This is a genomic window from bacterium, assembly GCA_029210545.1.
In the GTDB taxonomy this organism is placed as follows: Bacteria; BMS3Abin14; BMS3Abin14; order BMS3Abin14; family BMS3Abin14; genus JARGFV01.
On the sequence record JARGFV010000068.1, the window covers coordinates 1 to 13914 of the forward strand.

The following is a 13914-nucleotide window of genomic DNA, read 5'->3' on the forward strand; positions in this document are numbered from 1 at the left end:
ATCAATGACTTACGGAGTGAGTCATTGATTTGGGCGCCCCGCGCGGGGCGCGTTGATGACTTTTTGCGAAGTCATCATCGGTTGATATGAAGAAAAAATTTTATAAGCGTTTTTCCGACAAACTTTTACGCAGCGTGTCAGGGTTTCCCGACACGCTGCTAGCATGTCGGCAATAAGGCCGGGCCCTTCATCAAGGACGTGCTTTAAGATAATGACCATTGACCGCCCCGGGCTGACTACCCCCGGCCAGGAAGGGATCCAACCAGTTTTTCACCCAGTTCCCTGCACTGGGCCAGGTCCTTCCCGGTGGGCACCAGCTGCACCTTGATACCTTCCACCGGGATCTTGAACTTGAGGGCCTTGAGCCGATCCTCCATGAACCCGACCGCCTCCCCGCTCCACCCGAAGGAACCGAAGGCACATGCCAACTTGCCGCGGACCTTGATTGTGGCAAGGGATGTCAGGAGATCCCAGACAGGCTTTACAGCATCGCCGTTGATGGTCAGAGAGCCGACCGCAAGGGCGTCTGCCCGCTCCACCTCATCCAGGATGGAACCGGGCACTGTCGCTTCCAGGTCATAAACAGCCACCTCCGCCCCGGCCTCCCGGCACCCTTCAGCCACCTTTTCCGCCATTCGCCGCGTGTTTCCGTAACTGCTGGCGTAAAAAACAAGGACGTACGGCTGCTCACCCTTTTCGGGAGCCTCACTCCACTGCCGGTAGGCCTCGAGGTAACGGGACACACCGGTCCTCAGGATCGGGCCGTGACTGGGAGCGATCATGTCGATGGGCAGGTCCTGTATGCTGTCGAGGGCCCGGTTGGCAAACTCCTTGAACGGACGGATGATGACATCGAAGTAGTACCGGCGGGCGTGGGAGAAATCGTCCACCAGGTCGTCGAACATCCGCTCGTCGGCAAAGTGGCTTCCCAGGAAATCGCAGGGGAACAGGATCTTCCTCTCCGGGATGTAGGTAAACATGGTGTCCGGCCAGTGCAGGAAGGGGGCCTGGATGAACTGGAGGGTCAGCCCTCCCAGGTCAATGGAATCGCCGTCGCCCACCGTACGGATCCCCGGGTCCCTGTTGAGGAGTCCCTTGATGAAGGCGGCCGCGTTCCGGGACGAAACCACGGTGGCCGAAGGGGCCTCGCCGAGAAGGTTACCCAGCGATCCGGAGTGATCGGGTTCCGTGTGGTTCATGACAATGTAATCGATCCGGGACGGTTCCACGAGGGTGCTGATCCCGCCGAGATAAGGGTCGAAGAATTTCGCCTTGACCGTTTCGATGACGGCGCACCCCTTTTCACCCTTCACGAGGTAGGAGTTGTAGGTGGTGCCGTGTTCCGCCTTCATGATGACGTCGAAGGTCCTCAATTCGGGGTCCAGTGCCCCGATCCAGTAGACCCCGGGAGCCAGTTTGACGGGACTCAAATCAGGCCTCCTCGAAGAAGCTCTTGTCGGCTCCGCACTCGGGGCAGACCCAGTCGTCAGGAACGTCGTTAAAATCGGTCCCGGCATCGATCCCCTCGTCGGGATCACCCTGGGCGGGATCGTAGATGTAACCGCATACCGTACAGCGATACTTGCTCATGGTCTTCCTCCTTTTCGCTTTTTTCAGGTAAGGGCCGAAGAATTTCCAGCCCTGTAACGAGAAACATTTTTGACTACCGGCAGCGGGGTGTCAAGCTTCAAACGGCGCCATGAAACAGGACGACGTTTGAAGCTCTATTCCTCACCTTCCACCTTCCACAAAGCCATCACTACGGGCATGGACAGCTTCAGGAAGACAACACTGAAAATCAGCCGCCCGATCACCACCCACCCCAGGCCGGCTCCCACGGCGGCGAATATAAGGGAGTCCTCGATAAGCGCGTGGCTCGTACCCAGAAAAATGTTGGTGGCAAGGATCTCCCTTCCTCCGATATCGGACTTTCTGGTTTCCTCGATAATGAGACCGGCCCCGTAAGCAAGCCCGAGAAGGAGCCCTACTGCAGCCACGAATGAGGTCCTCCGGTCCATGCCAAGCAGCTTCATGGGCGGCCCCAGCGCCCTGGTGATCCGGTCCAGGATACCGAACTCCCTGGCCGACTCAACAAGGATCATGAGGCTGACGATGATCACCACGATCTTGGCAAGGGAGAGAATGTTTCCGGCCAGGATGTCGGTCCAGCGGCCGCCGTCTGTCGGTAGCCCGGCCTGGACGAGAAGGCCCCCCTTCTCCGGCACAAGCCTGGAAAAGATGAGGCCGGCCAGGAGGGCGGCGGTGATCCTGGCGGGAAGGATGATCCTGGCCGGGGTCCCTGCCTTCCTCTGGACCGCGGTCTCCACGATAAGGTTGTGGGCAATGAGGACCATGACAGCCAGGACGGTCATCCCCCTGGCCGTCAGGGGTATGTTGACCGCGACGGCAATGGCGGCGTAGATGTTGACCATCCCGCCGGTGATGAGGACCAGGGCAGCCTCGCCAGGCAGTTTGAAAATGCCCATCAGGGGCTCTGCCGCCGACGCCAGGAGACCCAGGAGACCGGTGACCTTGAGCACCTGGACAAGAATGATGGTGGGAACCATGACCTTCAGGAGGGTCCAGGAGGTGGAAAGACCCGTAAGGGTCCCTGCCCTGATGGCGCCGACGGCCCGGTTCATGAAGTCACTTTCGTGTTTGCCATGAGCGGGAGATTACCATCAGGGAGGGCAGGTGGGAAGAGACTGAGCGGACACGGAGACGCGGGGAGGGAGAGTGAAAGCACATGGGAGCATGGAAAGAAAGGTGTCACTGCGAGCTGTTTCTGAGCGAAGCAGTCCCATACCCACCGACGCCAGGGTGTGAATTTCCACCACAAGGACGCAGCGATCTTATCCCAGTCATTCCGGAAATCACGCAGGGCGTGATTATCCGGAATCCATGGACCTCGGACCCGCGCCCGGGGTGACGGCAAGTGGAGACGCAAAGACGCCCTTTCAATTTTGACATGGAAAGGCAAGGATTGGGACAAGAAGTGAGATTCAGACCCAGACACCTAAAGGACGGGCGGGGGGCTGAGACTGCTTCGCTCAGAAACAGCTCGCAGTGACAACCGTTTTCCCTCAATGAACAACACCGCAAAAACTGATCGGCGCGTCACCGCCGATCAGTTGAAACCTGAAATTTGAAACCTGGAACCCGTTTAACCGGTCCCCCCGGTTAAACAGCTTCTACTCCCCCCCCCATCTCCAGCTCCCGAAGTTTGTCCTCCAGGTCCCGGACCTTGTTCTTGAGGTTTTCTTTCTCGCCCCCCTGTTCCATAAGGTAGATCCGGTAGGACATACCCAGGACCAGGAGAAAAAGGAGCACGGTCCGAAGTTCCGTAAAGGGGATCGTGAAGTCAAGGAACAGCTCCACCGTCCCGAACAGGGCCAGCGCGATGGCGATCATCAGCCAGAACAACATGTTTTCCCCCCTTTGAGCATATTATCAGCTCGGTTGACTATCCCGGATCCCCTGCCCTAAGGCCGTGTTACACTCGCCGCCAGCGCCGGTATCGAGCCGTCGTTGAACTGGAGGTCCTTGTAGGAGTCGTGGAGGAGCTGCACGGCGTACTTCCAGTTGTGGGCGTAAGCCCCGGGGTCCTTCTTGATGAATTGCCAGTTAAAGGCCGCTTCAGCCAGGGGGGGGTCCCACCCCTGGGACGTATTTCCCCCTGCCGATTCGTTGAGGATAAAGTATGGATACGATTCGGTGAAGTAAACCTGAGCGGTCGTGTCCGCATCGTCCGGGGAATCGTAGGCCTCGATGGCGTCGTTCAGGAGCACGGTGAGCATGTAGGCCACGTCGTTGGCGGCGTCAGTCCCCGTTCCCCAAGGGTTGTCGATGGCCGCCATGGACGGGTGGCAAGGTGTGCAGTAAGTTGTGGCCTCGGTGGAACCGTGGGCCATGTGGAAGGTGTGGCCGCCAACCTCCTCCGTGCCCGGCTCCTCGGCCATGTGGCACCGCACGCACCCCAGGGCTGCATGGATATGCTCCCCTGAATATTCCGATCCCGCGTATTCGTACCCCTTTTCGGCGTAGAGGACAGCGGCCGAAGCCAGGTAGTGCATGTTGCGGAACACGACCGGGTTGGATCTTGTGGAGGTCATGTAAGACGGGTAAGTGGACGTCTCCATCATGGCCGGATCGTACTTTGAGGCGTCCAGCGCCACGTGGCTGCCGTCCTGACGGCCCTGGTGGCAATAGACGCAAACGGCGCTGTTGCCGGCTTCCACGTAGGCGAGCGGCTTGCCCCGGTAGTCGAACAGGACCACGGAACCGCTGAACCTCATGTGCTTATTGCCCGCGGTCGGGTAGTCGACGCCGTCGTGACAGGCGTTGCAGGTGATGAACCCGTCAGAGTCAGGCGGGGTCAGTACCGCGCTGCCGTAGCCCGGAGCCACCTCGGCGAAACCCATGGAGTTATGACATCTCAGGCAGGATGACCTGAAGCCGTGGTCCACGGCCCCCCAGTTGTCGGGACCGGCAACCGTGATCTCGTCCCCGTCGGTGCCCAGGGGCCCGGCGATGTTGGGGTGATGGGCCCCCTCGAACCACTGTTCGTTGATGGTCAGGTCAAACTCGTGGGCCCCGTGGCAGCTGGCCGTGCAGGCGTCCTCCGAGTCGGCGCGCGTCATCCCTGTGTTAGGCGAGGTGTTGGTCAGGTCCACGTACCCGAACATTGCGGTGGGCACAGTGTAAAAGGTCACTTCGTTGCCGACGTTGGTGACCCATATCTCATTGAAATGGGTGTCGTTGATGGTCCTGTCGCCGTTGAAATAATAGGGGCCGGCATAGGGGCCGGTTGTGTCAAAGCCGCCCTCACCGTCGGGGCAGCTCAGACTCCATCCGGAGACGTCGGGCGCCGTCCAGACCTCCATTACGGATCCGGCCAGATTGATCGTGGAAGCGGTCGGAGCGTTGCATTCGTGGCCCAAGCTGTCCCCGCTCGTGTTCAGCCAGTACCGGTAGGATTCAATGTTATGGTGATCCTCTTTCCCTGGCCCCCCGTGGCACTCCCCGCACTCATCAAGCGCCGGGATCGCAGCGTAGGGCGGGGAGTTGCCCCCCCAGTGCCCGGCGCCGCTGACATGGCAGCTTTCGCAGTCGATGAGGGGACGGTTGACCTGCCCCAGGTTGGGGTTGGTAAAGAAGGTTCCGGCGGCGTTGAGGGCCGAAAGAATGACCGTGCCCGTATTTCCCTGGTCAATGGGTCCCAGGTGGCAGGGATCGCACCGGTTGAGGTAGTGGGGGTCCCCGACGATGGTCGCGTAATTGTCACCGAAAGTTGAGGAATCCAGGGGGTTCGGGCGTCCGTCTTCGGCATCGTAATAATCGAAGTTCGAATGCCGGCTCACCAGCCACTCCTCGAAGAACGTTGGCGCATGACACTCGTAGCACAGGTCCATCCCCAGGGGAGCGGGCACTAAACTTGTCCCGTCCGTACTGCTGCTGTCAAGGGGGTTGCCGCACCCATAAGAAGCGGCAAGAAGGGCCAGACTGAGGACGACTAGTATTTTCACTGAACCGGTCATGGGCGATCACTCCCTTGCGTTTTTCGGTTAGAAATGTTTTCCATATGTTCCCTTATTCCCCGGCCTTCCGGGGCTTGACTTTCCTGTCACTGTCCACCTTGAACCGTCCGAGCTCCTTGTTGAGGGAGGCCGAAAGGCCGGTAAGCATCTCCGACGAGGAGTCCACGTTTTTCACGAGGCCGAAGTTCTCCTGGCCCATTTCCTGGAGCGACTCCACCGAAGAGGCGAGGTGGGCCGAAAGGTCCTTCTCCCTGTCGGTAGCCTGCTGCAGTTTCCCGGCGATCTCCTCGGCCTTGATGACCATGTCGTTGATCATCTGGCTGGTCTTGTTCTGTTCCTCCGTGGACTTGTAGACCTTCTCGACCATGGTCTTGGCCTTTTCGATGGACTCCCGGATGAATTTGGCGGTCTGGGCCTCCTCGGAAGTCGCACGGCGGATCACATCGGCACGCTTGGTAAAGTGCTCGATGCTCGAAGACACCATTTCGCTGGCCGCCGCCTGTTCCCGGGTCACCTGGGATATCTCGCCGGACATCCTGGCTGACTCGCTGGCCGATCCCACGATCTTTTCCAGGGCTTCGGTGGCCTGGAGCCCCCGTGTGTGGCCTTCTTCCACGCTCTTGCTGACCCGCTTGACGTAGCCGGTGTAGCTCTTGGCCTCCTCCTGGACAGAACGGATAAGCCCGGAGATCTTCTTGGTGGAGTCGGTGGTGCTGGCGGAAAGCTCCCGGATCTCGGAGGCGATGACGGCAAAGCTCTTGCCCTCCTCACCGGCCTGGGCCGAAATGATGGCCGCGTTGAGCGCCAGCAGGTTAGTCTGGTCGGCGATCCCCTCGATGACGGTGACGATCTCACCGATGCTGTCCACCTTCTCGTTGAGCAGCCTCATGGCCTGCTCCGAGCTCTGCACATCCTCCTTGATGGAAAGGATGCCCTGCAGGGTCTGACTCACCGCCTTGGAGCCGATATCCTGGGCGTTGATCCGAAGATCCTCGGCGAGTCCCTTGGACTTGTCCACCATCTTCTCCATGTTCTTGACGCCCTCGTTGATCCGGGAGACCGCGTCCATGGACTCCTCACCCAGTTTGGCCGTCTCGTCAGCCCCCTCGGCCAACTCCCCGAAGGTGGCGGACATCTGCAGGATGGAGGAGGTGATGTTCTCGATGGCCTCGTTGATCTCGGCCATGTTCAGGTTGATCTCGCCGATGGCGGAGGTCGATTCCGTGATGGCCGCCGACGACTCGTTGGCCGTGTCGCTGAGTGTCCCTGCCTGGCGGGACAGGTCCTGGGCAAGGCCGTCCATCTCCTGGATAGCCGTCACGACACCGCCCAACGTCTCCATCTGCTTCCCGAAGGAGGCGGTGAGGCTTTTGACCACCGAGGTGAGTTCCACCGAGGAGTTCTGCAGGCTCGAAGAGGTTTCCGAAAACCTGCCGATCATCCCGGTGAGTTCCCTGGCCATGACCGTGAAGGCCCCGGAAAGCTCCCCGATCTCGTCGCCGCGCTCCGACACTTCCGGTTCGATGATGTTTCCGGCGGATATCTGCCTCGCCGTTCCGGCGAGGCTGGCCAGGGGCTGGCTTATGATCCGGTTGAAAAAGATGATGATGACAGTCGTGGCCACGAGGAAACCAAGGAGCCCGATGAGAATCAGTCGCCGGTTGATCTGCCGGAGCTGCTCACTGATGACGTTCTCTTTCAGCCCTACGGCCAGGTACCCCTGCAGGGCGCCCCCGGATTCGATGGCCATGGACAGCTGGTAGAACCCCAGTCCGCCTGAATTCACCTTGTCCACAACCGGTGTCCTGGTGTCCTGGGCAAAGGCCTCTGGTATCCTGGCGCGCTCACGGACCCAATCCGGCATCCCGTCACTGATGTAGAGCACCGATGCCTTCTCGTCGGCCACGTAGATGTACCCGAGGTTGGTATTCCGTTCCACATGCATGGTGAGCTGGCCGCCAAGACCCTCCAGTTCGGACAGGTAGATCCCCATGTCCACCGTTTTCTTGATCTCGGCGACCAGGTTCTCTCCCACCAGTGCCGTGGAGGCCATAAGGGCGCTCTCGAGCTTCCTGTTCACCTCGGAGGAGAAGATGAAGGTGGTCGACCCGATGACCAGGACGAGGACGACAGCGATGAGGCTCGTAGCCTTGGTCTTGAGGGTAAGGTTGCTGATACGGGTCATTTAATCCCAAGCCCCTATCTTATGACCTCGGTGGCCCTGTTGAGAACTGGGAAGGGGACCTTGACATCCAGTTTCCTGGCCTCCCCCATATTGATAATGAAACTGATCCTCGTGATCCTGGCTACCGGGATATCTCCCGGCTTTTTCCCGTTGAGGATGCTCCCGGTGATCTCGGCCGCCGTCTTGATCGTCTCGTCCATGTCGGGGGCAAGGGTGAACACCACCCCGCCGCCGGTGATACCGGGGTTCTGGGTGGCCGCCGGCTTGTTAAGGCTCGCCAGGGCCTCATAAACACCGCCCTCCACATCGCACCCCTGGGCCAGGTACAGGAACGGGGCCGGTCCCAGGACCAGGGCGGCCTTCTCCTTGGGAGCTGTCTGAAGATCAACCTCCAGGAGTTGCAGGCCCTTGCCCGGTGCCATTTTCTTGACGTCATCGTATTGCGCCAGGCTGTCGACGAGGCCCGAATGGTACATAAGTCCGAGGACCTTGATCCCCGTGGATTCCACGATATTATCCAGAAGGTAATCCGTAGAGGTTCTTCCCGCGATGCCGGTGATGTATTTGCCCGGCTTTTTCAGGTCCGTAACGATGCCGCTCGCCACAGGATCCCACACGCCGACGAACACAATGGGTGTTTTGCCAGATTCAGAGGCGATCTCCTTTATAGAGGTCCCTCCCCAAACGACAATGACGTCGGCGCCGATGGCAAGGAACTTCCGGATACCGTTGAGCCGTGACACTTTGTCCGAGCCCGGACGCTGCATGAAGATCTCGAGGTCCTGGCTGGAAAAGCCCTGGCTCCTCAGGGCAGCCCCGAACTTCTCCTTGGTACTGTCGGAAAAGGCGCAGTCCTTGGGGAGGATCAGCCCCACCGTCCTGGCGTCAACGGCCGCGGGCGCGGCAGTCAGCGCCAGGGCGGCCAGGAGCGCCGCGGAAACGGCCTTGCGGATGGAAAACATCGATGCTCTCACCTTACCACCTCTTGGTCACCGAAGCGGAAACCTGGTTGACCTTCTCGTCCTCCAGGCCGCTTTCCTTGTCCTCGTAGGAAAGGTTGGCCAGGCGGGCGGAAATACCCCACCCTCCATCCATGGTGTAAAGCAGGTCCACAGCCGATTCCTGCTGGACAGCGTCCAGGCCGGAATAATCGCTCACATCGGTGAAGCCGGCCGTGCTCACATCGTAATCCCCCTCCGCCATAAGATAGGTATATTGTCCGGCAACCTGGAGTTTCTTGCCGGCGCGCCAGACAGCCTGGAGCATGTACTGGGTACCCTCGGCAGTGTAGGGTACGTCGTCGTCAGAGATGGCCGGAACCGAATCGGCAAGTGTTACGTCGGTGGTGATGTCGTTGGTGAACTGGTAGACCCTGAACACCAGGGAAACAGGGAGCTCAGACGTGTAGGAGACACCCGCTCCGAGGATCTGCCTCTCGTTGACAAGTCCGCTGTCGGAGTTCTCGTCGGAAAACCCCTTGACATCCGCCGTCAGGCAGACACCGGCCGCCGGGATCCACTGACCCGAAACCATCAGCTTCTGACTGTCGGTAGGGGTCGTCCGGTAGGAAGGGTCTTCAGTTGTTATGCCGGACCATGTGGCCCTGACCTTTACAGCGGACGACGGCTTCAGCCTGGCGGTCATGCGCACCTCGCTGGATGTCGTCTCGTCGGGCAGCCCCCACAGTTCGTTGTCCTCCCTCTCGATGGCAGTCATCGTCAGGACGCCCTGGAGATCCACACCGTCGGCGGGATAGTAGTTGACCGTAGCCCGATTGCAGTTCCGTACGGTGCCGTACCGCAGGGGAGCGCCGTCGGCGAGACGCTGGGCCTGGAGGGCGGCGTCGGGAGAGTCATCCTGGCGATAGGTCTGCCTCGAATCCAGAAGGAGGGAAAACCGCGTGTTGGGGCGCCACAGGAACCTGCCGATGGCGTTCTGATACTGTTCCGTAAGAGAGGACTCCGTGTTCTCCCGTTCTCCGAGGATAACGCCGAGAAACCCGGCAAAACGTCCCGTGTGGTTGGTGCTGACATTCACGGTGTGTTCCGCTACCTTTGTCTCGGGATAGATATTGTGGGCCTGGGTGCCGGTAAAACCGAAGACGGAATCGTAGTTGAAAACCGGGTCAGGTTGATCATCCTTAAACTGTGTCCCCCTGTACTGGTAGGAAACATCCACAAAGCCCGCGTGGCCGCTGCCGCCTAAAGAGATCTGGTCTGTGGTGGTCCGGATCTTCCTCGTTTCCGACACGTGGTGGCACTGGGTGGCGCAGTTCTCGTTGAGGATGAACTGCTGCTTTTCTCCTTCCACCTGGAACCGGCGGACCGAAAGGGAGGCGTTGGCAGGATAGGCGTGCCATTTGTATTTGATGGAGGCAAACTGCTGGGAAAGATCCAACGAGTATTCATCGGCGGGGTCGGTATCATCAGACCAGTACAGGGGTGAGGTGGAGGTATCGTAAGGCCCCGGAAGGTTCAGGTGTTCGAGGTTCCTGACGAACCTTTCCGACCGGATCACCGCACTAGCGGATGTCCCGTAGTAATCCCCTGTCAGGTTGTAGTAGCCGTCCCCCCCGTAATCCAGCGAGAGGTCCAGGAGCCCCAACCCCACAGGTTCGTGGTAGTGGGCCTTGAGCACCGGGTGGGACTCGAGATACCCGTAGGGCATCACCGTTTCCCCGCCCCCGTCGATGGAGAGCCCGTTGAACCCCACACACCCGCCATAACCCCGCGCAGCCTCGGTACCGCACCCTTCGGCGAGTGTCAACTCCTCGGCAAGGGCAGGGCCTGCCGGTAAGAGGCACATGCTGACAGACAGGATAGTTAAAGCCGTTTTTCGTTTGATTGTCATGCCGATCCTCCAGCCAATATAACACCCTGGCTTCACCAGGGGGTTATATCCATCAACCTTCGCCATTCTAAAACCCGGCAATCGGGATGAAGCATAAACCTTGTACCTGCATCCTGCGGCTGTTGGATTCCCGCTAAAAAATCACGAAGGTTGATGACTTCGCAAAAAGTCATCAATGCGCCCCGCGCGGGGCGCCCAAATCAATGACTCACTCCATAAGTCATTGATTTGTAGGGAAAGGGAAAACGACCATTTTCCCTTTCCGTGGAGCGAAAAGTCCCGGATTGGGCTTTTTGCGACCCTATCAAGGTTGAGAAATGCCATATGGTTATCTACTGGGTCAGGCCGCTTCCCGGGTGCGGCCCTCTCGTGTCGCTTCCATGGATCTGGGTGTGGCAGTTGCTGCATCGTGTGTACATCGCGGCTTTGACCCCGGCCGAGGGGGACGACGGAGAGGTGAAATCGGTGTGGCCGGCGTGGCACTGAAGACAAAGGAACGGTTCCTGGACGTTCAGCATATCCGCGAACACGGATCCGTGGGGCGAATGACAGGTGGTGCACTCATCGGTCACGTCCGCATGCTCCCACGCGAAGGGACCGATGAGCTGCCCGTGGCAGCTGATGCACAGCCCTCGCTGGTCCATGGCTTTAAGGCCCCGCTGGTTCTGGGTCCCGTGAGGGTTGTGGCAATCGACACACAGCATTTTGCCTTCAGGAACGGGGTGGCGGGACACGTGGGAAAAGGCCGCCCGGACATCGTCATGACACCCCATGCACTGCCTGTTGATCTCCACCCCCGCGAGCTTCTGGCGGGAACTCTTGTGCAGCTTGTGGCAGTCCGAGCAGCTGATCTCGTTGCGGGCGTGATCGCCGAAAGGCCAGTGCTGCATGTTGGCCATGGAGTAGGAACTGTGGCACTTGAGGCAGAGCATGGAAAGGGCCGCCGCGGGCAGTTCCTTGAGCTGGACGAACTTCGAGGTGTCACACTTGTTGTTTTCGGCGATAAAGTCGGGGTCGATGGCCTCGCTGGCAGGGCCGTGACAGGTCTCGCAGTTGACGAGGGGCATATCGGTCCCCTCCGCCTTCTGGTGACCGTGAACGCTGTCGGCGAGAAACGCCGCCGCCTGGTCGTGGTTATGGCAGGCCGCGAGGCAGGTCTCGTTGCCCACGTAATCGGCGAAGAGAGAACCGACGAGTAGCTTCTCGTACTCCCTCATGGGGACGACAGGCCGGCTGTTCTTCAGATCGGCGCACGAATAGGTCATCAAGGCTGCCACCAAGATGACCCCCAGGGCGGTCGCCCCGTTCGGGATCCTTTTCATCAGCCGCGGCATGGTCCCTCTCTCCTCTCTGGGTAAGCCCGGAACCGGAAATGGAAGGATGGTACGGTGGAAGGCTCCTTTCCACTTCTGATTTCCAGAAAACGGAAGACGTAAACTATCTGGTCATCAAAGCCTTTTACCACATAACGAGGGGGATGTTCAAGTTTTCACTAAATCCCCGGAATCGCGACAGAATTGCTTTTCAAGGGGATTTGGACTTTGGACTTTGGACTTTGGGCTTTGGACTTTGGGCTTTGGACTTTGGACTTTGGGCTTTGGGCTTTGGACTGCTCCCCTGTCTCCGTTCCTGCCACGCCGTAGCCACCCTCCTGGCGTGACGAAGGCGGGTCGGTTCTTCGCCGCGTGTTGTAAACAGCCCTGCCATCGGCCACAGGCTCATCGGGAGAATCCGCAGCGTAAACCACCGTGTTGACCACACTGACGCGGTTTCCCATGCGAACTACCCTGGATTCCGCAACGATGTCACGGTCAGGGCCCGGCCTGAGGTAGTCCACCCGCATGTCCACGGTGGAGATGAGGTCGGTCAGGGCGAACTGCGTCCAGACGGCCAGCCCCCCGGCGGCGTCGATCACCGCAGAGAGAATCCCTCCGTGGAGAGCCGGACGCCTGGGGTCTCCGATGAACTCTTTCCGGAAAGGCACGCGGACCTTCACATATCCTTCCCTGGCCTCCACCACGGTGAACCCGATGTGCCGGTTGAAGGGGATGGACTGCTCCATGTGTTCGATGTGTTTTGATAGATCCTTGGACAAAGCGCTCCCCCGCATCAGTTTTCAGTTCACGGTATACGGCTATCAGTTCCCTTTTCTTCACAGTAAACAGTAAACTGTATACTGTAAACTGGCTACTGTTTCTTCTCCCTTATCATGGTCAGCAGCATCTTGTAGCGCTCGGGGGCGTCCAGGGCGTGGGGGATGTCGGCCGGCATGAGCAGCGATTCGCCCGCCGAGACCTCGACAGGTTTCCCGCCGATGGTGATGACAGCCTTCCCCGCCAGGACCTGTACCAGGGCATCGAAGGGGGCGGAGTGTTCACTCAGTCCCTGTCCCTGGTCGAAAGCGAAAACGGTAACCGTACCTACGCCCGTCTGCACCAGGGTCCTGCTGACCACCGCCCCGTCGCCGTATTGGACAAGCTCGTCCAGCCGCAGCGCTTCACTTACCGGCATTGAACCTTCCTTTTTCACTACCATTTCAACCTCCCGTGAAAATTCCAGTTATCGCTGGCAACAGCCGAAGCGGACTGGATATAATGGTCAGTATAGCCCGTCCACCGGGGGATATCATTGACCAGGGTCAAGGAGCAGACACGGAGACACAGAGATTATTCCATATCCGGGGCTTGCCAAACTTGATGAATGTGAGGTTGCTGCCATGAAGATCGGTGTTCCGAAAGAGATCAAGGACAACGAGTACCGTGTCGGGATCGTTCCCGCCGGGGTCGAGGAACTGGTCAGTCTTGGTCACGAAGTGATCATCCAGGCGGGTGCGGGAGAGGGAAGCGCCATCCCGGACGAACAGTTCGCCTCGGCAGGAGCGGTCATCGTACCCGACGACGCCTCGGTCTGGGGCAGGGCCGGCATGATCATGAAGGTGAAAGAGCCCCTGCCCTCCGAATACGACTTCATGACGGACGGCCAGCTCCTGTTTACCTTCCTTCATCTGGCACCCCTTCCCGGTCTGGTGGAAACCCTGCTGAATAAAAAGGTCCGTGCCGTCGCCTACGAGACGATACAGGACGCCGACGGGTCCCTCCCCCTCCTGGCCCCCATGAGCCAGGTGGCGGGGAAGATGGCCGTTCAGGTAGGGGCAACCTTCCTGCAGAAGGAAAAGGGAGGGATCGGCCGCCTCCTCGGGGGTGTTCCGGGGACCAGACACGGGCGTATCGTCATCCTAGGAGCCTGTCGGAGAACCCCATGCAGGCTCCTAGCCCGGACTATTCACGAGGTTCTTTTCCGTTCCGGCGGCGTTGCTGAGTCGTTCGCTTGTGCGGAATACTA

The 13914-nt window shown here is 59.5% G+C and carries 12 protein-coding genes; 1 reads left to right on the forward strand and 11 read right to left on the reverse strand.

Translation table 11 applies throughout. The annotated features are described in order from the left end of the window. Positions 1-236: 236 nt before the first annotated feature. The 11 genes from P1S46_08280 to P1S46_08330 form a co-directional block, all read right to left on the reverse strand. Positions 237-1430: an FprA family A-type flavoprotein gene (locus P1S46_08280; protein MDF1536480.1), complete on the reverse strand. Its 1194-nt coding sequence runs from the start codon at positions 1428-1430 to the stop codon at positions 237-239. Between the two features lies 1 nt (position 1431). Beyond that, positions 1432-1590, reverse strand: a complete 159-nt coding sequence (locus P1S46_08285) for a rubredoxin (GenBank protein MDF1536481.1) — start codon at positions 1588-1590, stop codon at positions 1432-1434. Positions 1591-1724: 134 nt separating this feature from the next. Next, positions 1725-2642 (reverse strand): nucleoside recognition domain-containing protein, encoded by a 918-nt coding sequence (locus P1S46_08290; GenBank protein MDF1536482.1) that lies wholly within the window; start codon positions 2640-2642, stop codon positions 1725-1727. Positions 2643-3180: 538 nt separating this feature from the next. After that, entirely contained in the window at positions 3181-3426 is a 246-nt protein-coding gene (locus P1S46_08295) for a hypothetical protein (GenBank protein MDF1536483.1), read from the reverse strand. Between the two features lie 56 nt (positions 3427-3482). Beyond that, on the reverse strand, positions 3483-5537 hold the full coding sequence (locus tag P1S46_08300) for a hypothetical protein (protein MDF1536484.1): 2055 nt from the start codon (positions 5535-5537) through the stop codon (positions 3483-3485). A gap of 52 nt (positions 5538-5589) precedes the next feature. Beyond that, positions 5590-7722 carry a methyl-accepting chemotaxis protein gene (locus tag P1S46_08305; protein ID MDF1536485.1) on the reverse strand — a complete coding sequence of 711 codons (2133 nt, stop codon included), beginning with the start codon at positions 7720-7722 and terminating at the stop codon, positions 5590-5592. 14 nt (positions 7723-7736) lie between these two features. Then, complete coding sequence (locus P1S46_08310; protein ID MDF1536486.1) at positions 7737-8696, reverse strand: ABC transporter substrate binding protein; 960 nt, start codon at positions 8694-8696, stop codon at positions 7737-7739. Position 8697: 1 nt separating this feature from the next. Continuing rightward, complete coding sequence (locus P1S46_08315; GenBank protein MDF1536487.1) at positions 8698-10572, reverse strand: hypothetical protein; 1875 nt, start codon at positions 10570-10572, stop codon at positions 8698-8700. A gap of 332 nt (positions 10573-10904) precedes the next feature. Further along, entirely contained in the window at positions 10905-11906 is a 1002-nt protein-coding gene (locus P1S46_08320; GenBank protein MDF1536488.1) for a DmsE family decaheme c-type cytochrome, read from the reverse strand. 158 nt (positions 11907-12064) lie between these two features. Beyond that, the gene (locus P1S46_08325; GenBank protein MDF1536489.1) at positions 12065-12667 is read right to left on the reverse strand and encodes a PaaI family thioesterase; all 603 of its coding nucleotides are present in this window, start codon (positions 12665-12667) and stop codon (positions 12065-12067) included. Between the two features lie 92 nt (positions 12668-12759). After that, on the reverse strand, positions 12760-13107 hold the full coding sequence (locus P1S46_08330) for a cupin domain-containing protein (protein MDF1536490.1): 348 nt from the start codon (positions 13105-13107) through the stop codon (positions 12760-12762). Between the two features lie 181 nt (positions 13108-13288). Between P1S46_08330 and P1S46_08335 the strand changes: the two genes are divergently transcribed. Then, positions 13289-13914: hypothetical protein (locus P1S46_08335; GenBank protein ID MDF1536491.1), on the forward strand; the 626-nt coding region annotated here is incomplete at its 3' end.